We start from the raw sequence: 18979 nt of genomic DNA, 5'->3' as shown, positions 1-18979 counted from the left end.
CGGCGGCGCGCGTCGCGGCCTGCGCTCAGGCCGTGCCGGGGTCCGACGCGGCGCGCAGGCGCGCGGCGGCCTGCGCCGGGTCGTAGCCGGGGGGCACTCCGTCGATGAGCAGGATGTCGCCGGGGATGTGCCGGGCGCGCAGCGGGATCAGCTCCTGGTAGGCGGCGGAGTCGTACCAGCGGCGGGCGTGCTCCATCGACGGGAAGGCCACGAGGACGAGGTCGCCGGGCCACTCGCCCTCCTTGATCTCGCGCTCGGTGTCCCCGTGGACGAGGAAGCTGCCGCCGAAGGGGTCGAGGGTGGCCTGGACGCGCTCGATGTAGTGCAGTACCTCCTCGTCGGGGGCGGACTGCGGCCGGAGGTTCGCCATCGCGTATGCGGTCATGGCGTCAGCATGCCGGGGCATGCCGTACCGGGTCGATGACCCCGGACGTCATGCCCCGGCGCGGGCTCGTGTCCCCCGTGCGCCGCCCGCCGGGGCCCGGACACCCGGACCCGGCGGCCGTCCGCGGTCAGATCGTCGACGCGTCGATCACGAAGCGGTAGCGCACGTCGCTGGCGAGCACCCGCTCGTACGCCTCGTTGATCTCTTCGGCCCGGATGAGCTCGATCTCCGCGCCCAGGCCGTGCTCGGCGCAGAAGTCGAGCATCTCCTGCGTCTCGGCGATGCCGCCGATCATCGAGCCGGCCAGCGTCTTGCGGCCGCCGATGAGCGAGAACAGGTTGAGCGCGATCGGCTCCTCGGGGGCGCCGACGTTGACCAGGGCGCCGTCCGTCTTGAGCAGGCTCAGATAGGCGCCGAAGTCGATCGGGGCCGAGACGGTGGAGACGATCAGGTCGAAGGAGCCGGCGAGCCGGGTGAAGGTCTCCGGGTCGCTGGTGGCGTAGTAGTGGTCGGCGCCCAGCTTGAGGCCGTCCTCGCGCTTCTTGAGCGACTGGCTGAGCACGGTCACCTCGGCGCCGAGGGCATGGGCGATCTTGACGCCCATGTGGCCCAGGCCGCCGAGGCCGACGACGGCGACCTTCTTCCCGGGGCCGGCCTTCCAGTGGGCGAGCGGAGAGTAGAGGGTGATGCCGGCGCAGAGCAGCGGGGCTGCCTCGTCGAGGGCGATGCCCTCGGGGATGCGCAGGGTGTAGTTCTCGTCGACGACGATGTGGGTGGAGTAGCCGCCGTAGGTCGGCTCCCCGCTCTTGTCGAGGGCGTTGTACGTGCCGACCATCCCGCCGCCCGTGCAGTACTGCTCCAGGCCCTGGAGGCAGTACTCGCACTCCCGGCAGGAGTCGACGAAGCAGCCGACGCCGACGCGGTCGCCGGCCTTGTGCCGGGTGACCGCGGAGCCGACCTCGGTGACGATTCCGGCGATCTCGTGGCCGGGCACCATCGGGAAGATGCCCTCACCCCAGCCGTCGCGGGCCTGGTGGATGTCGGAGTGGCAGATTCCGGCGTACTTGATCTCGATGAGGACGTCGTGCTCGCCGACCGGTCGGCGCGGCACGGTGGTGCGCTCCAGCGGGGCGTTGGCGGCGGGCGCGGCATAAGCGGAAACGTTCGTGGTCATGGTGACGAGCCTGCCCGAACCCGCGGAGAGTACCCAGGCCCCTGTTCTGCCTACGTCCACCGTGCCTACCACTGGCAGGGACAGGAACACCCGTCCGTCCGGGGGTCGCGACCTGGGATAATCGGGACGCATGGATCTCAGTGCCGAACTCAGCGAATTCCTGCGCTCGCGCCGGGCCCGGCTGAAGCCGGAGGACGTGGGCCTGCCGGAGTTCGGGCGCCATCGCCGGGTGCCGGGCCTGCGCCGGGAGGAGCTGGCGCAGCTGGCCGGAGTGTCGGTCGCCTACTACACCCGCCTGGAACAGGGCAACGGCCGCAACGTCTCCATGGAGGTGCTGGACTCGATCGCGCGGGCGCTGCGGCTGAGCGACACCGAGCGGGCGCATCTCACGCACCTGGCGAAGCCGACGGCGAAGAAGAGGCAGCACCGGGCGGCGATCGCCCGGCCGCAGCAGGTGCGGCCGGGTCTGCGGCATCTGCTGGACTCGATGGACGGCGTCCCGGCCTTCGTCGTCGGCCGGCGCCTCGACATCCTCGCCTGGAACCGGATGGCCCGGGCGCTGCTCGGCGACTTCTCGGCGATGGAGCCGGAAGAGCGCAACATGGCCCGGCTGGTCTTCCTCGGGCCCAACTCGCGCGATCTCTACCTGGACTGGGAGTGCAAGGCGACCGAGGTGGTGAGCGTGCTGCGGCTGTACGCGGGCTGCTATCCGGACGATCCGGCGCTGCTGGCGCTGGTCGGCGAGCTGTCGGTACGGAGCGAGGAGTTCCGGTCGCTGTGGGCGGCACACACCGTCGCGGACAAGGGGCACGGGACGAAGCGGCTGCGGCATCCGCTGGTCGGCGAGATGACGCTGGCCTACGAGAGCCTGAAGGTGGCGGGCGGGGATCCGGACCTGGTCCTCGTGACGTACCACGCGGAGCCGGGGTCGGCGTCGGCGGACGCGCTGGGGCTGCTCGCGCAGTGGGGCGTGGAGGAGGTCGTCCGCTGACGCGGGCGGGCCCGCTCCTCGTGCCGCGACGGCCCGGGCGGCTCCGCGGGACGCGACACGACGGCGGCCCCCTCCACCGGGAGGGGGCCGCCGTCGTCGTACGCGTACCGGGGCGTCAGACCGCCGAGCCGGCCTTCCACGCCGACCAGCTCATGTTCCAGCCGTTGAGGCCGTTGTCGGGGGCGATCGTCTTGTCCTTGGAGTTCTTGACGATGACGACGTCGCCGACGATCGAGTGGTCGTAGAGCCAGGCGGCCGTCTGGTTCGGGTCGCCGGCGCCCTTGACGTCGTTCAGGCCCACGCAGCCGTGGCTGGTGTTGGAGTTGCCGAAGATCGAGTCCGGGCCCCAGTAGTTGCCGTGGATGAACGTGCCGGACGTGGAGAGCCGCATGGCGTGCGGGACGTCCTTGATGTCGTACTCGCCCTTGCCGTCGTCGTCCGTGAAGCCGACGGTGGCGCCGTTCATCCGCGTCTCCTTGAACTTCTCGGAGATCACCATCTCACCGTTGTAGGTGGGGTTCTCCGGGGAGCCGGCGGAGATCGGGATGGTCTTGATCGTCCGACCGTCCTGCGTGACCTTCATCGTCTTGGTGGCGACGTCGACGGTGGAGACCTGGTTGCGGCCGATCTTGAAGGTGACGGTCTTCTGCTGGACGCCGAAGACGCCCTGGGCACCCTCGACGCCGTCGAGCTCCAGCTTCAGGGTGACGGTCGAGCCCTCGGCCCAGTAGTCCTCGGGGCGGAAGTCCAGGCGCTGGGAGTTGAACCAGTGGCCGACGACCTCCTGGCCACTGCTGGAGGTCACCGTGATGCCGCCCTGGACGGCCTTCCTGTCGGTGATCGCCTTGTTGAAGTTGATCGAGACGGGCATGCCCACGCCGACGGTGGAGCCGTCCTCGGGGGTGAAGCTGCCGATGAAGCTGTTGGCCTGGGAGACGGTGGTGAAGGAGGAGTTCTCGTGCGCCTCCAGTCCGTCCGCGTCCTTGGCCGAGGCGGCGATCTTGTAGACGGTGGCCCGCTTCAGCTGCTCGGTCGGGGCCCAGCTCTTGCCGTCGGCGGCGATCTCGCCCTTGACGCTCGCGCCGTCGGCCGTGGTCATGGTGACCTCGGTCAGCGTGCCGTCGGTGACGGTGACCTTCGCGTCCTTGTTGATCGAGGCGTTGTCGGCACCGTTCTTGGGCGAGATGGATATCTGGGCCTTGGACGTCTTCTGTGCCGCGGCCTCGTCGACCTGGGCCTGCGAGTTCGGCGTCGGCGAGCCGGCGCTGCCCTTGTCCCCGTCGCTGCACGCCGAGAGCACCAATACGCCGCCGAGCACCGCGGCCGCGGCCGCCAGGCCCTTGCGGCGGTGCTTGCCGTCCGTCATCACACGCTTCTCCATCGTCGCCTATTTCCCTGCCAACACTGCTTCGAACATCCATGACACCCCGTCCGGTTCCGGAACCGGAGCGTTTGTGGGGAACAACACTGATCGACACGCTCCCGCGGGCCGACCGGTTCCCGTACACGCGAAAGCCCCGGCGGGCGCCGCACCGGAGGGCGCCGGGCCGGGGCTTCCCGCGGGGGCGGCAGCGCCGCGTGTCCCGCTACACCCGTTCCTCGTCGTCCGCCTCGTCGGCGTCGTCCGCTTCGTCTTCCTCGTCCGCGTCGGGCCCATCTTCCTCGTCGAGGTCCCACTCCTGTGCGTCGGGGTCGTAGTCGACCTCCTCACTGCTCCAGGAGGCCTGGACCAGCTCGACCCCGGGGACCGTGCTGACCAGGTCGAACGGCTCGACGAGATAGGCGAGCGCCTCGGCGCTGTCCTCCTGGACGGAGGAGCGGGCGTGCGCGCGCTCGTCCTCGGGCATGAACTCGTCGGTGTCGATCCGGCCGACGGCCGCCTCGGTCAGCTCCTCTGGGCCGTCGATCTCCAGGACGACCTCCACCCGAAGCCGTACGTAACGTGATGTCTCGGAAGCACTCATACGACCGAGCGTAGGCTCCACCGGCCCTCGGCTTTCCCACGACCCGCTGTGTTCATTAGCATCGGCCCCACACACCAATTCGCGGTTGCCGCAAGGGGGATCGAAATCTGTGTCCGTCGCACGCCGCCCGCTGCTGACCGCCACCGCCGCCGGGACACTGCTGTGCGCCCTGTGGTTCGTTCCCTCCGCGAACGCCACGGACGAGGAGCGTCCGGCGGACGGCTCGCGCACCTCGGTGACCCAGGACGACGGTGGGGCCGGTGAACCCGACGGGGCGCGCCTGGCCGAAACCGGCACGCTGGACACGACGCCGTACGTGATCGGCGGCACGGGCTTCCTCGCGGTCGGCGCCGGTTTCGTGGCGCTGGCGATGAGACGCGGCGGCCGGGCCTCCTGAGCCCCGCGGGCGCGCGAGGCCCGCTCGGGGCGAGGACGCGGAAGGGCCGCCCCGTCGCGGGGCGGCCCTTCCGTCGTGCGCGGCCGGTCAGGCGAGCGGACCGGTGACCTTCTCGACGGCCGCGACGAGCCCGCCCTCGCGGACGAAGGCGTCGGCGGCCTCCAGGTCGGGGGCGAGGAAGCGGTCGGGGCCGGGACCCTGGACCCCGGCGGCGCGCAGGGCGTCGATGGCGGCCCGGGAGGCGGGGGCCGGGGTCAGGCCGTGGCGGAGTTCGATGCCGCGGGTGGCGGCGTAGAGCTCGACGGCGATGATCCGGTTGAGGTTGCCGATCGCGGTGCGCAGCTTGCGGGCGGCGGACCAGCCCATGGAGACGTGGTCCTCCTGCATCGCCGAGGACGGGATGGAGTCGGCGGAGGCCGGTACGGCCAGCCGCTTCATCTCGCTGACCAGGGCGGCCTGGGTGTACTGGGCGATCATGAGGCCGGAGTCGACGCCCGCGTCGTGAGCGAGGAACGGCGGCAGCCCGTGGGACCGGTTCTTGTCCAGGAGCCGGTCGGTGCGGCGCTCGGCGATGGAGCCGAGGTCCGCCGCGGCGATGGCGAGGAAGTCGAGGACGTACGCGACGGGAGCGCCGTGGAAGTTGCCGTTGGAGGCCACCCGGCCGTCGGGGAGCACGACCGGGTTGTCGACGGCGGCGGCCAGCTCGCGTTCGGCGACCAGCCGCGCGTGGGCCAGCGTGTCGCGGCCCGCCCCGGCGACCTGCGGGGCGCAGCGCACGGAGTACGCGTCCTGCACGCGCGGGGCCTCGTCGGCCTGGAAGTGGCCGGTGAGGCCGGAGCCCGCGAGCACGGCCAGCATGTTGGCCGCGGAGGCGCCCTGGCCGGGGTGCGGCCGGATGGCGTGCAGCTCGGGCGCGAGGACCTTCTCGGTGCCGAGGAGGGCTTCGAGGGAGAGGGCCGCGGTGATGTCGGCGGAGGTGTAGAGGGTGTCGAGGTCGGCGAGGGCCATGATCAGCATGCCGAGCATGCCGTCGGTGCCGTTGAGGAGGGCGAGGCCCTCCTTCTCGCGGAGCTCGACGGGCTGGATGCCGGCCTCGGCGAGCAGCTCGCCCGCGGGCCGCACCGCCCCGTCGGGGCCCTCCGCGTCGCCCTCGCCCATCAGCGTGAGCGCGCAGTGCGAGAGCGGGGCGAGGTCGCCGGAGCAGCCGAGGGAGCCGTACTCGTGCACGACCGGGGTGATGCCGGCGTTGAGGACGTCCGCCATGGTCTGCGCCACCTCGGGGCGGACCCCGGTGTGCCCGGAGGCGACGGTCTTCAGCCGCAGGAACATCAGTGCGCGCACGACCTCGCGCTCGACGCGCGGGCCCATGCCGGCGGCGTGCGACCGGACGATGTTGCGCTGGAGCTGGGCGCGGAGCTCCTGGCTGATGTGCCGGGTGGCCAGCGCGCCGAAGCCGGTGGAGACGCCGTACACCGGCTCGGGCTTGGCGGCGAGCGCGTCGACGATGGTCCGGGCCGCGGCGAGCGCCTCCACGGCTTCGGCCGACAGCTCGACGCGGGCGTCGTGGCGGGCGACGTCGATCACGTCCTGCGCGGTGGTGCCGGACGGACCAAGGACGACAGTGTGCATATCCATATTCAGCAGCCTACGGATTGAATCCCGACGTGTCACTAGTCGGCCGTGTCACGACTCAGTTGCCTTACGGACCCTTACACGGGCCCCGACGCGGCCTCCTGTACGGAGCGGTCACACCGGCGGGGCGTCGCGGAAGCGGCGGCGGTCGCGCGCCCCGGGAGGGGCGTCCGCGAGCGGGATGACCGTGCCGTCGCGCCCGGCGACCACCGGCTTGGCCGAGCGGGCCGCCTTCGCCTGGTACTGCGCCGCGTCCGCGAGCCGGAAGAGACGGCGCGCCGACTTCAGCGGGCCGATCGGGTCGCCGGTGGAGGCGACCCCGCAGGCCACCCCCTCGCCGAGCTCCAGCTCCCCGGCCCGGACGCACAGTTCGTCCGCGACACCCACCACCTCGTCGGCCGTCGGACCCACCGACAGGAGGCAGAACTCGTCCCCGCCCAGGCGGGCCGAGAGCGCGCCCGGCAGCATCGCCCCGCAGCGCGAGAGCACCGAGCCGAACCGTTCCAGCAGGCGGTCGCCGACCGCGTGGCCATGGGTGTCGTTCACCCGCTTGAGGCCGTTCAGATCGCACACCACGAGGCTCACCACGGAGCCGTCCGCGCGGTACCGCTCGACCGCCTCGTCCAGCCGCGTGTCGACCGCCCGCCGGTTGGCCAGTCCGGTCAGCGGGTCGGTGAAGGCCAGCTTCCGCACCTCCTCCAGGCGCTCCGCCTGGGCGATGCCCGCCGCCACCACGGCGGCGACGACCGCGGCGTAGTCGGCGTCGTCACGGTCGAAGGCCGGCTCCCCGGCCCGCCGCGCCACGTACAGCTCGCCCCAGGCCCGGCCGTGCAGCACCACGGGCGCGACCACGCAGCAGCCGCGCCCGCGCCGGCGCAGACCGGCGACCCGGCCCGTCACGACGTGGTCCTCCGCCGTCTCCACCCAGGCGTCCGGCTCGGCGCCACCCGCCCACTGCTCGTGCAGGAACTCGGTGATCTCCGGGAACTGGTGGACGGGATAGGTCTCGGCGTCGGGGAACTCCTCCTCCCCCAGCGCCCGGTCTCCCGCGTTCACCAGCACCTTCAGCCGGCCGTGGTCGCGTTCCCAGACGGACAGCGCGGCGAAGCTGCCACCGAGGGCGTCGCGGGCGCCGAGCGCCGCCGCCCGCCAGAACTCCCGCGGTGTGTGCGCCGCCGCCATCGCCTGCGCCAGCGCCACCACGGCCCGCAGCCGCACGTCCTCTCCCATTTCTACAGCTTAGGGAGGTTTGGACCTTTTTTACCTGTGGAGCATCACGGAAAGTTACATACAGGACGAAAGTGAACTTTTCTCATGCGGTTCTCACTCGCCCGGCCACTGCGGCTTCCGCTTCTCGTTGAACGCCGCCACGCCCTCCGCCCGGTCACCGGAGAACGCCACGGACCGCCAGGCCGCGTCCTCGACCTCCAGGCCCGCCCGCAGGTCGAGGCCCTGCCCGAGCCGCATGGCGCGCTTGGCCGCGCGCAGGCCGACCGGGGAGTTCGCCGCGATCCGCCCCGCCAGCTCCAGCGCGGCCGTCCGCGCGTCGTCCTCCAGCAGGTCGACGAGGCCCAGCTCGCGGGCCTCGGCCGCCTCCACCCGGCGCGCGGTGAAGACCAGCTCCGCGGCGCGGGCGGAGCCCACCCGGCGCGGCAGCAGCTGCGTACCGCCGCCGCCGGGGATCACTCCCACGGAGACCTCGGGCAGCCCGACCACGGCCGTCGCGTCGGCCACGATCAGGTCGCAGGCGAGCGCCAGCTCGAACCCGCCGCCGAGCGCGAAGCCGTGCACGGCGGCGACGGTCGGCATCGGCAGTTCGAGGACGCCCGTGTAGGCGGCGCGCGCGGTCGGCCGCTGGCGCACCAGCTCGGCGTCGGTGAAGGAGTTGCGCTCCTTGAGGTCGGCACCGACGCAGAACGCCCGGTCGTTGGACGAGGTCAGCACCGTCACCCGCACCGACGCGTCGGCGGCGAGCGCGTCGCAGGCGGCGCCGAGGGAGCGGGCCATCTCGGAGGAGACGGCGTTCATCGCCTTGGGCCGGTCGAGGACGAGCTCGGCGACGTGCCCGTCCCTCCGGACCACGACGAACTCACCAAAACGCTGCTCGGACTGGACCGACATGACGGCACACCCTCCCGGTTAACGACTGTTCACCGGGATCCTAGGGGGTGCCCGCCCGATCGGTCCGGCCGCCCGCGAGATCGGTCCGGGGCGCCCGCGGGGCGGGCCCTGCCATCCGGCGGGATCCGGACGACACGGGCCCTCAGGAGGGGCGGCGGGACAGGTGCCAGGGCTCCACGACGCCGAGGCCGCGCACGGGGCGCTGCCACATCGGCTGGAGCGCGAAGCGGTACGTCGGGACCTCCTCGCCCTCCTTCTCCGCGCGGGCGGCCTCCTCCGCCGCCTGCGTCTCCGAGACGGGCGCCTCCCCGGTCCGGGTCAGCTCCTCGGCGAGCGCGCCGTCCACCAGGACGGTGTCCTTGGGGGCTATCGAGGTGAGCCGGCTGGCCAGGTTCACGGTCGTACCGAAGACGTCGCCCATCCGGGTCGTCACCGTGCCGAAGGCGATGCCCACGCGCAGGGCGGGCATCGTCTCGTCCTGGCCGAGCGTCTCGATCAGCCGGAGCGCGATCTCGGCGGCGGTCCCCGCGTCGTCCGCGGCGTACAGGACCTCGTCGCCGAGCGTCTTGATCAGCCGGCCGCCGTGCGCGGCGACCAGGTCGGCGCAGGTCGTCTCGAAGGCCTCGACCAGCTCGCCCAGCTCCTCCTCCTCCAGGCGGCGGGTGAGCCGGGTGAAGCCGACGAGGTCCGCGAAGCCCACGGCCAGGCGCCGGTCGACCATCTCCTCGTCGTCACCGGCCTGGACGACCCGGCCGGTGGCGGCGGCGAGCTGGCGGCGCCAGACGTAGATCAGGAACTCCTCCAGCTCGGGCAGGAGCAGCTCGACCAGGGGGTACGTGACCTCGGTGCGGGTCATTCCCGGCTCGGGCGGCTCGGTGAGGCCCTCCAGGAAGGAATCGATCTGCCATTCGGCCAGCCGGGCGGTGGTCTGCCCGGTGGAGCGCGCGACCTGCACGGCCATCGGTTCGCTCAGCAGCCCGGCCTCGACCAGACCGGCCAGGCGTCGCAGGGCGAGGACGTCGGCCTCCGTGAGCGCCTTGGCCTGCCCGATGTCGGCGAAGCCCATGGCACGCCAGAAGCGGGAGGCGAGCTCCATGGAGACACCGGCGGTGCGGGCGGCCTGGAAGGGGGTGTAGCGGCGCTCGGCCCCGAGGATGAGCTGTTCGAGGCGGATGGCCAGGGGGTTGTCGGTCGGCTCGGCCGTGTGGTCGACGACATGGTGGGGGGTGGGGTACGTGGCCGGCTCGTCCCCGCCCGCGTTCTCGTCGTCGACGGTCACCGGCCGCCTCCTGCCCGTTCCCTGCCCACTGCCCTGCCGATCTGTCGCCTGGATCGCGCTCCACGATACGACAGGTGTGTGCCAGCTCACGCCGTAACCGTGCCCGCGACCCGCGTCTTCGCGTCACGGTCGCCGCCGGACGCCCGCCCGGACGGGGCGGGTGCCCCGGCGGTTCCGGACCACCGCCGCCCCGGTTCGTGCCCGGAAAGTCCCTGCGGGGCCGCGCGGGCGGACGCCGGCCCCTGCCGAGCGCTCCGTGCGGCGGGGCCCCGCGCCCGGGCGGGACTTTCCGGATACGACTAGGGCGTGTTTCGAAGTCCCGCCTGCCCCGCGACGCCTGGCACGCCCTAGTCCTCGGCGCGCACGTGGACGATGTCGCCCGCCGAGACCGCCTCCGTGCCGCCGCCCTCCGTCGCGACCACCAGCCGGCCGTCACCGTCGAGGGCCACCGCCTCGCCCTCCAGCATCCGCTCGCCCGGCAGCTCGGCCCGCACCCGCCGGCCGAGCGTCGCGCAGCCGGCCGCGTACGCCTCCTGGAGGCCGGAGCGCTCGGGGTCGCCGTCCGCCCGCACCCACGCCCCGTACCACTGGTCCATCGAGCGCAGTACGGCCCGCAGCAGCGTGTCGCGATCGGTCGAGACGGCGTGGGCCAGGAGCAGCGAACCGGCCGCCGGGACCGGCAGCTCGTCCTCGCGCAGGGTGACGTTGACGCCGAGCCCGAGGACGACCCCGTCCTCGCCGGCCCGCTCGGCGAGGATGCCGCCGGTCTTGCGTTCCTCGCCGCCGATCGAGACCAGGAGGTCGTTGGGCCACTTGAGGGACAGGTCCACGCCGGCGGCCTTCGCGAGGCCGGTCGCCGCGGCGACACCCGTCAGCAGCGGCAGCCAGCCCCAGCGGTGCACCGGCACGTCAGGCTTGAGCAGCACGGACACGAAGAGTCCGGACCGCGCCGGTGCGACCCAGCTGCGGTCGAGACGGCCGCGTCCGGCGGTCTGCTCCTCGGCGACCAGCACCGCCCCCTCGGGCAGGTCACCGGCGCGGGAGGCGAGGTCCGAGTTGGTGGATCCGGTCGTGGGGACCACGTCGAGCGAGGTCCACAGTCCGTCGGGGAGCAGGAGCGCGCGGCGCAGCGCGGCGGCGTTGAGCGGGGGCCGGTCCAGGTCGGACCAGGGCCCTCCTGAGCCATGAGAGGACGTCATGCAAGGCAGCCTAGGTGTGGCAAACACCGCAGTGCCGAACCGTATCGGCGTCGATACCCTACGGATCAGTAGGCCAGTAATAGCCCATTGGTAGTCAACGAACCCCCGTGACCAGGCAGGGAGCCGCATCCCGATGTCCGAGTCGGTAGAGCCACAAGAGATCGACATTCACACGACCGCGGGCAAGATCGCGGATCTGAAGCGCCGTATTGACGAGGCGACGCATGCCGGCTCCGAACGTGCCGTCGAGAAGCAGCACGCGAAGGGGAAGCTGACCGCGCGCGAGCGGATCGAGCTGCTGCTCGACGAGGACTCGTTCGTGGAGCTGGACGAGTTCGCCCGGCACCGGTCGACCAACTTCGGCCTGGAGAAGAACCGCCCCTACGGTGACGGTGTCGTCACCGGGTACGGCACGGTGGACGGCCGCCCGGTCGCGGTCTTCTCGCAGGACTTCACGGTCTTCGGCGGCGCGCTGGGCGAGACCTTCGGGCAGAAGATCATCAAGGTGATGGACTTCGCCCTGAAGACCGGCTGCCCGGTCATCGGCATCAACGACTCCGGCGGCGCCCGCATCCAGGAGGGTGTCAACGCGCTCGGCATGTACGGCGAGATCTTCCGCCGCAACACGCACGCGTCCGGGGTCATCCCGCAGATCTCGCTGGTCGTCGGCCCGTGCGCGGGCGGCGCGGTCTACTCCCCCGCGATCACCGACTTCACGGTGATGGTGGACCAGACCTCGCACATGTTCATCACCGGCCCCGACGTCATCAAGACGGTGACGGGCGAGGACGTCGGCTTCGAGGAGCTGGGCGGCGCCCGGACCCACAACACCACCTCGGGTGTCGCGCACCACATGGCGGGTGACGAGAAGGACGCGATCGAGTACGTCAAGTCGCTCCTGTCCTACCTCCCGTCGAACAACCTCTCGGAGCCGCCGGCCTTCCCCGAGGCCGCCGAAACCGAGGTGAACGACGAGGACCGCGAGCTGGACGTCCTGATCCCGGACTCCGCGAACCAGCCGTACGACATGCACCAGGTCATCGAGCACGTGGTGGACGACGGCGAGTTCCTGGAGACGCAGGCGCTGTTCGCGCCGAACATCCTCACCGGCTTCGGCCGCGTGGAGGGGTTCCCGGTCGGCATCGTCGCCAACCAGCCGATGCAGTTCGCCGGCTGCCTGGACATCAACGCGTCCGAGAAGGCCGCGCGGTTCGTCCGCACCTGTGACGCCTTCAACATCCCCGTGATCACCTTCGTGGACGTGCCGGGCTTCCTGCCGGGCGTGGACCAGGAGTACGGCGGCATCATCCGCCGGGGCGCCAAGCTGATCTACGCGTACGCCGAGGCGACGGTCCCGCTGATCACCGTGATCACCCGCAAGGCGTTCGGCGGCGCGTACGACGTCATGGGCTCCAAGCACCTGGGCGCCGACCTCAACCTCGCCTGGCCCACCGCGCAGATCGCGGTGATGGGCGCGCAGGGCGCGGTGAACATCCTGCACCGCCGGACGATCGCGGCGGCCGAGGACCAGGAGGCGGAGCGGGCGCGGCTGATCCAGGAGTACGAGGACACGCTCCTCAACCCCTACACCGCGGCCGAGCGCGGGTACATCGACGGCGTGATCCTGCCGTCGGACACCCGTCCCCAGATCGTGAAGGGCCTGCGTCAGCTGCGGACGAAGCGGGAATCCCTGCCTCCGAAGAAGCACGGCAACATCCCCCTGTAAGGAGCCGCTGTGATCAAGGTCGTTCGAGGCAATCCGACCCCGGAGGAGCTGGCCGCCGCACTGGCGGTGGTCCAGGCCCGGGCCGCGGCGTCGGCGGCGGCGTCCGCCGCCGAGGGCGGCCCGGGGGTCCCCGAGGGCTGGGCCGATCCGTCGCGGATCGCCCGCGGGGTACGGCACCGGCCGGGGCCGCGCTCGTGGGCGCGCTCCTACTGGCCCGTCTGACGCGTACGCGCACGAAGGCCGGACCTCTTGTGCGGGAGGTCCGGCCTTCGGCGTGCCCGGCGGCGGGCGGCACGGGACGGAGGGCAGCGACGGTCAGACGAGGGGGGCGACGGCCTGGGCCATCAGGCGGTAACCGGCGTCGTTCGGGTGCAGGCGGTCCGGATGGGCGTAGGCGGGGTTCAGCGCCCGCGCGTCCGCCGGGGCGGCGAGGAGCCGGGCGAAGTCGGCGACCGCGTCGAACTCGCCCGAGGTGCGGATCCAGTGGTCGACCTCGGCGGCGGTCCGCTCGGCGGTCGGGCCCCAGTGGGTGGTGCCCTTGAAAGGGAGCAGCGTCGAGCCGACGATCCGCACGCCCCGGTCGTGGGCCGCGTCGATCAACGCCCGGTAGGCGGCGATGAGTTCGGCGGAGGTGACGACGGGTGAGGGCTTGTAGGTGGGGTGGGCGCCGACCTTCCGCGCGGCCTCGCTGTAGCCGATGTCGTTGAGCCCCTGGAGGAGGACGACGGTCCCGACGCCCGGCTGGTCGAGCGCGTCGCGGCGGAAGCGGGCGGTGGCGCGTTCGCCGTACCAGGCCGAGTCGTTGAGGACGAGGTTGCCGCCGATGCCGGAGTTCACCACGGGGCGGTCGAGGCGGTCGGCGAGGGCGTCGGAGTAGCGGCGGTCGGCGTTCGGGGTGGATCCGAAGCCGTCCGTGATCGAGTCGCCGAAGAGGACCACCGCGCCCTTCCGCGGCGGGTTTCCGCCGCTCACCTCGACCCCGCTGAGGTAGTACCAGGACGCGGTGCGGGCGGTGAACGCCCGGCCGCTCACGTCGGCGCGGTGGTCGCCCTCGGCTCGGTAGGTGTCGGTCCACGCCTGGGAGTGGAAGGTGGCGGGCCCGGTCGTCCCCGCGAGGTGGAGCGTGACGGTGACGGACTCCAGCCGGCGCAGACCGAGGGCGGCCGCGTCGCTGCGCAGTTCGCCGCGGGCGGGGACGGTCGCCGACCGCCTGCCGCCGAAGGTGAGGTGGCGGACCGAGCCGGGCTCGACCGACGCGCCCGTGTCCGTACGGGCGAGGGTGGCGCCGGTGACGACGAGCGGCGAGGTGCCGTACGCGTTGGAGAGCCGGATGCGAGCGTGGTCACCGTCCTCGGTGACGCGGACGACCTGTCGGACGGTCTGGCGCGAGAAGCCCTCCTGCGACCAGTTCGGGGTGAAGCCGGTGGCGGGTGCCTGCGGAGCGGCGCCCCAGGCGGCCCGCCACACGGGGTGGGCGGGGCGGGCGTCGGCCGGGGGGCCGGAGAGGAGGGTGAGGCCGAGGGCGGCGGCGAACACGGGGGTGAGGAGTTTCTTCATGACACGACCCTTCCCAGACGCTAACGGGAACTCGGTTCCGTTAAGATGGGAGGACCGTAGCAGACTCGGAGGCACTAATGGAACACCAGACCCATTTGGGCGATGGCGGTGCGGGAGACGGCACGCCGGGCACGGTCCGCCCCGGCGGCCGTACGGCCAAGGTGCGCGCGGCCGTCCTGGCCGCGACCGAGGACGCACTGGCCGACGCCGGCTTCCACGCGCTGAACATGGACCACATCGCCGTGAGCGCGGGGGTGGGCAAGACGACCGTCTACCGCCGCTGGGGCTCCCCCGTCGGTCTGGTGGCCGACCTCCTGCGGGACATGGCCGACCGGTCCCTGCCCGCCTCCGACACCGGCAGCCTCGCCGGCGACCTGCGGGCCAACGCGGCCCTCGTACGCCACACCCTCACCGATCCGCGGATGGGCGCCGTCTTCCGCGCCGTCATCGCCGCCGCGGCCTGCGACGAGGAGTGCGCCGCCGCCCTGCACGGCTTCTACGAGGCCCGGCTGGAGGAATGGGCCCCGGTCGTGGAGCGGGCCGCGGCCCGCGGCGAGGTCCCGGCGGCCACGGACGGCCTCGAACTGCTCCGGGCGGTCTCGGCCCCGCTCTACTACCGCTTCATGGTCACGCGCGAGCCGCTGGCGGCGGAGGACGCCGAGCGCGCGGTGGCGGCGGCCCTGGCCGCGGCCGGCGCCGGGGTGTTCACCCGGCGGTGAGTAGTCCGTCGGCACCGGGGTTCCTGAGTACGGGTACTCAGGCGCCCCGGCCGTCCCGGCCGCAGGATCGAGGGCATGCTCTGGTCGGACCCGAAGGACGAGCCCCCCAAGGAGATGCGCGACATGCAGGCGATGCTGCGTCGCGCGTCCATCCTGCTGGCTCTGGCGATGCTGGTGGCGATGCTCGCGGCAGGCCTGCACTGACGCACGCCCCCCGGGGAGGCCGCGACGGAGGCCGGGGCCCGGGCGCCGGAAGGCGCCCGACGGGCCGCGCGCGCCCGGGCGAGCCGGCGGACTGGCCAAGGGCTGTCCGGTCCACCGGGGTTGACGGGACAGCCCTTAGGGTTGGCCCATGACTGCTGATCGCCGCCGTGTCGTGCTCGCCTCCGCCTCCCCCGCCCGGCTCGGACTGCTCCGGCAGGCCGGACTCGCCCCCGAGGTCATCGTGAGCGGCGTCGACGAGGACAAGATGCACGCCCCGACCCCGGCCGAACTCGCGCTCGCCCTCGCCGAGGCGAAGGCCGCGCACGTGGCCGCCCGTCCCGAGGCGAGCGGCGCCCTTGTCATCGGCTGCGACTCCGTCCTGGAACTCGACAAGCAGGCGCTGGGCAAGCCGGCCGACGCCGAGGAGGCCACGGAGCGCTGGAGGGCCATGCGGGGCCGGGTGGGCATCCTCCAGACGGGCCACTGCGTCTACGACACGGCGGCCAAGCGCTACGAGTCGGCGACCGCCTCCACCGTGGTCCGCTTCGGCGAGCCGACGGACGACGAGATCGCCGCGTACGTGGCGAGCGGCGAGCCCCTCCACGTGGCGGGCGCGTTCACCCTCGACGGCCGTTCGGCTCCGTTCATCGACGGCATCGACGGCGACCCCGGGAACGTCATCGGCCTTTCCCTGCCGCTGCTGCGCACGCTGCTCGGCAAGCTGGGGGTCTCGATCACCGACCTGTGGACCTGAGGCCCGCGGCAGTAGCCCCGGCCTCCGCCTCGGCCTTGGTCCCGGTCCTGGTTCCGGCCGGCTCGGTCGCGGGTCCCGGTCCTGGTTCCGTCATGGTCCCGGTCCCCCGGTCCTTACGGACGGCCGTCACCCGAACGGCGTCACGCGACCGCCGGAGCCCCTTCGGGGGTCTCATCGGCGGTCTTGCCGTACGCCACCAGTGTGAGGACGACGAGTCCGAGCACCACGGACATGAACGCGAAGGCGCCCCACCCGATCAGACCCACCGTCACCGCCGCGAGGAGGCCGTGCACCACCGCGCAGCCGATGAGGAGGGCGCGGCCCGCCCGCCCGGGACGGCGGTCGCGGATGCCCGCCAGCGCGGCCACCAGGGCGCACAGCCCCAGGAGGATGCCGGACACGATGCCGAGCACCCAGGTGCCCGTGACCATCGCACCCGGGTCGAGGCCGTCGAGCGACATCGACTGGATCTCCACGAACCTCGCCATCACGGCGTTGAGGGCGACGATGCCCGGTGCCTCCAGGAGGAGCACCGCCGCCGTCACGAGCGCTATCGGTCTGCGGGCCACGCGGGCCACCCCCTGAGTACGGCTGTTACCTGGAGTACGGACGACAGCGCGAAGGCTACTGACTGGTAAACCTTCGGACAAGGGTCCGCGCAGCCGGACCCGATCGCAAAGAATCACCGAGCCGTTCGTAGGGACTCCACAAAGAAACCCGCCCGGCGACTGGCCGCCGGAACAGAGACCTGCGCCACACCTCGGAGCTACTGTGCCGTAAAGGAACCCTGCGTACCGTGGTGCGACAAGGGATTTCACGACCCGAGCGGGCCTCGTATCACGCTCCGTGTGGGCAAGCTCACCACTGGGGACGGGTCGAAAGGCCGTGTCGGCAGTCCCTAAACTCAGCTTGTTTCAAGGAGGGAGCCATCGTGCGCAAGGTGCTCATCGCCAACCGTGGCGAAATCGCTGTCCGCGTCGCCAGGGCGTGCCGGGACGCCGGGATCGCGAGCGTAGCCGTCTACGCCGATCCGGACCGGGACGCTCTGCACGTCCGCGCGGCCGACGAGGCGTTCGCTCTGGGCGGTGACACCCCGGCCGCCAGTTATCTCGACATGGCCAAGGTGCTGCAGGCGGCCAAGGACTCCGGGGCGGACGCGATCCACCCCGGTTACGGCTTCCTCTCCGAGAACGCCGAATTCGCCCAGGCCGTGCTCGACGCGGGCCTGACCTGGATCGGCCCGCCGCCGCAGGCCATCCGCGACCTCGGCGACAAGGTCGCCGCCCGGCACATCGCGCAGCGTGCCGGCGCCCCGCTGGTGGCGGGCACCCCCGACCCGGTCGCCGACGCGGACGAGGTCGTCGCCTTCGCCCGCGAGCACGGTCTGCCGATCGCCATCAAGGCCGCCTTCGGCGGTGGCGGCCGCGGCCTGAAGGTCGCCCGCACCCTCGAGGAAGTCCCCGAGCTGTACGACTCCGCCGTCCGTGAGGCGGTGGCCGCCTTCGGCCGCGGCGAGTGCTTCGTCGAGCGCTACCTCGACAAGCCCCGGCACGTCGAGACCCAGTGCCTGGCCGACTCCCACGGCAACGTCGTCGTCGTCTCGACCCGCGACTGCTCCCTCCAGCGACGCCACCAGAAGCTCGTGGAGGAGGCCCCCGCCCCGTTCCTGACCGAGGAGCAGAACGCCGAGCTGTACGCGGCGTCGAAGGCGATCCTCAAGGAGGCCGGCTACGTCGGCGCCGGAACGGTGGAGTTCCTCGTCGGCACCGACGGCACGATCTCCTTCCTGGAGGTCAACACCCGTCTCCAGGTCGAGCACCCCGTCACCGAGGAGGTCACCGGGATCGACCTCGTGCGGGAGATGTTCCGCATCGCCGACGGCGAGGCCCTGGGCTACGACGACCCGCCGATGCGCGGTCACTCGTTCGAGTTCCGGATCAACGGCGAGGACCCGGGCCGCAACTTCCTGCCCGCCCCCGGCACCGTCACCGTCTTCAACCCGCCCACCGGCCCCGGTGTCCGTCTGGACGCCGGTGTCGAGTCGGGCTCGGTGATCGGCCCGGCGTGGGACTCGCTGCTCGCCAAGCTGATCGTCACGGGCGCCACCCGTGAGCAGGCCCTGCAGCGCGCGGCCCGCGCGCTGGCCGAGTTCACGGTCGAGGGCATGGCCACCGCCATCCCGTTCCACCAGGCCGTGGTGGTCGACCCCGCGTTCACCAGCGACCCGTTCCGCGTCCACACCCGGTGGATCGAGACGGAGTTCGTCAACGAGATCAAGCCGTTCGCTCCCGCCGGCGCCGACGCGGAAGAGGACGAGTCCGGCCGCGAGACGATCGTCGTCGAGGTCGGCGGCAAGCGCCTCGAGGTCTCCCTGCCGTCCTCCCTGGGCATGACGCTGGCCCGCACGGGTCTGGCCGCGGGCGCCAAGCCGAAGCGCCGCGCCGCGAAGAAGTCCGGCCCGACCGCTTCCGGTGACACCCTCGCCTCCCCGATGCAGGGCACCATCGTCAAGGTGGCCGTCGAGGAGGGCCAGGAGGTCAAGGAGGGCGACCTCATCGTCGTCCTGGAGGCCATGAAGATGGAGCAGCCCCTCAACGCCCACCGCTCGGGCACCGTCAAGGGACTCTCCGCCGAGGTCGGCGCCTCCGTCACCTCCGGCGCCCCCATCTGCGAGATCAAGGACTGACCGGGCGCACAGGTGACGTAACGAAGGGCCCGCGGGCGCACGCCGCCCGCGGGCCCTTCGCCGACGTGTGCGGGCGGACGCGCGCGTAGGGTCGTCGACCGGCGGCCGCGCACGTACGGTCGTACGCGGACCGCCGTGAACGGGACGTCCGTGCACGGCCCGAAGCGATCCGCCCGGAGGATACGGTCCCG

19 protein-coding genes are annotated in these 18979 nt (G+C 72.3%); 8 read left to right on the top strand and 11 right to left on the bottom strand.

Going from position 1 to position 18979, the window contains the following annotated elements; translation table 11 throughout:
- Positions 1 to 25: 25 nt before the first annotated feature.
- Both AB0K65_RS04790 and AB0K65_RS04785 read right to left on the bottom strand, forming a co-directional pair.
- Complete coding sequence (locus tag AB0K65_RS04790) at positions 26 to 385, bottom strand: DUF1330 domain-containing protein (protein ID WP_365714280.1); 360 nt, start codon at positions 383 to 385, stop codon at positions 26 to 28.
- A 127-nt stretch (positions 386 to 512) separates the two neighbouring features.
- Positions 513 to 1559 carry an NAD(P)-dependent alcohol dehydrogenase gene (locus AB0K65_RS04785; protein WP_365714279.1) on the bottom strand — a complete coding sequence of 349 codons (1047 nt, stop codon included), beginning with the start codon at positions 1557 to 1559 and terminating at the stop codon, positions 513 to 515.
- 130 nt (positions 1560 to 1689) lie between these two features.
- Here AB0K65_RS04785 and AB0K65_RS04780 point away from each other — a divergent pair, with 130 nt between their 5' ends.
- The gene (locus tag AB0K65_RS04780; RefSeq protein ID WP_365714278.1) at positions 1690 to 2550 is read left to right on the top strand and encodes a helix-turn-helix transcriptional regulator; all 861 of its coding nucleotides are present in this window, start codon (positions 1690 to 1692) and stop codon (positions 2548 to 2550) included.
- A 115-nt stretch (positions 2551 to 2665) separates the two neighbouring features.
- On the opposite strand, the gene AB0K65_RS04775 is transcribed toward AB0K65_RS04780, so the two are convergent.
- On the bottom strand, positions 2666 to 3931 hold the full coding sequence (locus tag AB0K65_RS04775) for an Ig-like domain-containing protein (RefSeq protein WP_365714277.1): 1266 nt from the start codon (positions 3929 to 3931) through the stop codon (positions 2666 to 2668).
- Positions 3932 to 4136: 205 nt separating this feature from the next.
- Positions 4137 to 4514 (bottom strand): hypothetical protein, encoded by a 378-nt coding sequence (locus AB0K65_RS04770; protein WP_365714276.1) that lies wholly within the window; start codon positions 4512 to 4514, stop codon positions 4137 to 4139.
- 109 nt (positions 4515 to 4623) lie between these two features.
- Here AB0K65_RS04770 and AB0K65_RS04765 point away from each other — a divergent pair, with 109 nt between their 5' ends.
- Positions 4624 to 4911, top strand: coding sequence for a hypothetical protein (locus AB0K65_RS04765; protein WP_365714275.1), 288 nt, complete (start codon positions 4624 to 4626; stop codon positions 4909 to 4911).
- An 87-nt stretch (positions 4912 to 4998) separates the two neighbouring features.
- Here the strand turns inward: AB0K65_RS04765 and hutH are convergent, their stop codons facing one another.
- From hutH to AB0K65_RS04740, 5 genes are all read right to left on the bottom strand, one after another.
- Complete coding sequence (gene hutH, locus AB0K65_RS04760; protein ID WP_365714519.1) at positions 4999 to 6540, bottom strand: histidine ammonia-lyase; 1542 nt, start codon at positions 6538 to 6540, stop codon at positions 4999 to 5001.
- A 117-nt stretch (positions 6541 to 6657) separates the two neighbouring features.
- Positions 6658 to 7773 carry a GGDEF domain-containing protein gene (locus tag AB0K65_RS04755; RefSeq protein WP_365714274.1) on the bottom strand — a complete coding sequence of 372 codons (1116 nt, stop codon included), beginning with the start codon at positions 7771 to 7773 and terminating at the stop codon, positions 6658 to 6660.
- A 93-nt stretch (positions 7774 to 7866) separates the two neighbouring features.
- A complete protein-coding gene (locus AB0K65_RS04750; RefSeq protein WP_365714273.1) occupies positions 7867 to 8664 on the bottom strand; it encodes an enoyl-CoA hydratase-related protein in 798 nt (265 codons plus the stop codon).
- A gap of 142 nt (positions 8665 to 8806) precedes the next feature.
- On the bottom strand, positions 8807 to 9943 hold the full coding sequence (locus tag AB0K65_RS04745; RefSeq protein WP_365714272.1) for an adenylate/guanylate cyclase domain-containing protein: 1137 nt from the start codon (positions 9941 to 9943) through the stop codon (positions 8807 to 8809).
- Positions 9944 to 10290: 347 nt separating this feature from the next.
- Complete coding sequence (locus AB0K65_RS04740; RefSeq protein ID WP_365714271.1) at positions 10291 to 11142, bottom strand: biotin--[acetyl-CoA-carboxylase] ligase; 852 nt, start codon at positions 11140 to 11142, stop codon at positions 10291 to 10293.
- Between the two features lie 133 nt (positions 11143 to 11275).
- Between AB0K65_RS04740 and AB0K65_RS04735 the strand changes: the two genes are divergently transcribed.
- Positions 11276 to 12868, top strand: coding sequence for an acyl-CoA carboxylase subunit beta (locus tag AB0K65_RS04735; RefSeq protein WP_365714270.1), 1593 nt, complete (start codon positions 11276 to 11278; stop codon positions 12866 to 12868).
- A 9-nt stretch (positions 12869 to 12877) separates the two neighbouring features.
- Positions 12878 to 13090 carry an acyl-CoA carboxylase epsilon subunit gene (locus AB0K65_RS04730; protein ID WP_365714269.1) on the top strand — a complete coding sequence of 71 codons (213 nt, stop codon included), beginning with the start codon at positions 12878 to 12880 and terminating at the stop codon, positions 13088 to 13090.
- 93 nt (positions 13091 to 13183) lie between these two features.
- Here the strand turns inward: AB0K65_RS04730 and AB0K65_RS04725 are convergent, their stop codons facing one another.
- Positions 13184 to 14425 (bottom strand): SGNH/GDSL hydrolase family protein, encoded by a 1242-nt coding sequence (locus AB0K65_RS04725; RefSeq protein ID WP_365714268.1) that lies wholly within the window; start codon positions 14423 to 14425, stop codon positions 13184 to 13186.
- A gap of 77 nt (positions 14426 to 14502) precedes the next feature.
- Here AB0K65_RS04725 and AB0K65_RS04720 point away from each other — a divergent pair, with 77 nt between their 5' ends.
- The 3 genes from AB0K65_RS04720 (at position 14503) to AB0K65_RS04710 (ending at position 16102) form a co-directional block, all read left to right on the top strand.
- Positions 14503 to 15144, top strand: a complete 642-nt coding sequence (locus AB0K65_RS04720) for a TetR/AcrR family transcriptional regulator (RefSeq protein ID WP_365714267.1) — start codon at positions 14503 to 14505, stop codon at positions 15142 to 15144.
- 75 nt (positions 15145 to 15219) lie between these two features.
- Complete coding sequence (locus AB0K65_RS04715) at positions 15220 to 15348, top strand: hypothetical protein (protein WP_365714266.1); 129 nt, start codon at positions 15220 to 15222, stop codon at positions 15346 to 15348.
- Positions 15349 to 15496: 148 nt separating this feature from the next.
- Positions 15497 to 16102 (top strand): nucleoside triphosphate pyrophosphatase, encoded by a 606-nt coding sequence (locus AB0K65_RS04710; RefSeq protein WP_365714265.1) that lies wholly within the window; start codon positions 15497 to 15499, stop codon positions 16100 to 16102.
- Between the two features lie 140 nt (positions 16103 to 16242).
- On the opposite strand, the gene AB0K65_RS04705 is transcribed toward AB0K65_RS04710, so the two are convergent.
- Positions 16243 to 16671 carry a hypothetical protein gene (locus AB0K65_RS04705; protein ID WP_365714264.1) on the bottom strand — a complete coding sequence of 143 codons (429 nt, stop codon included), beginning with the start codon at positions 16669 to 16671 and terminating at the stop codon, positions 16243 to 16245.
- A 362-nt stretch (positions 16672 to 17033) separates the two neighbouring features.
- Between AB0K65_RS04705 and AB0K65_RS04700 the strand changes: the two genes are divergently transcribed.
- Entirely contained in the window at positions 17034 to 18788 is a 1755-nt protein-coding gene (locus tag AB0K65_RS04700; RefSeq protein ID WP_365714263.1) for a biotin carboxylase N-terminal domain-containing protein, read from the top strand.
- Positions 18789 to 18979: the final 191 nt, after the last annotated feature.

The sequence above is a fragment of the Streptomyces sp. NPDC053755 genome (assembly GCF_040677675.1).
Lineage (GTDB): Bacteria > Actinomycetota > Actinomycetes > Streptomycetales > Streptomycetaceae > Streptomyces.
This window is presented reverse-complemented; position numbering and strand designations above follow the sequence as displayed.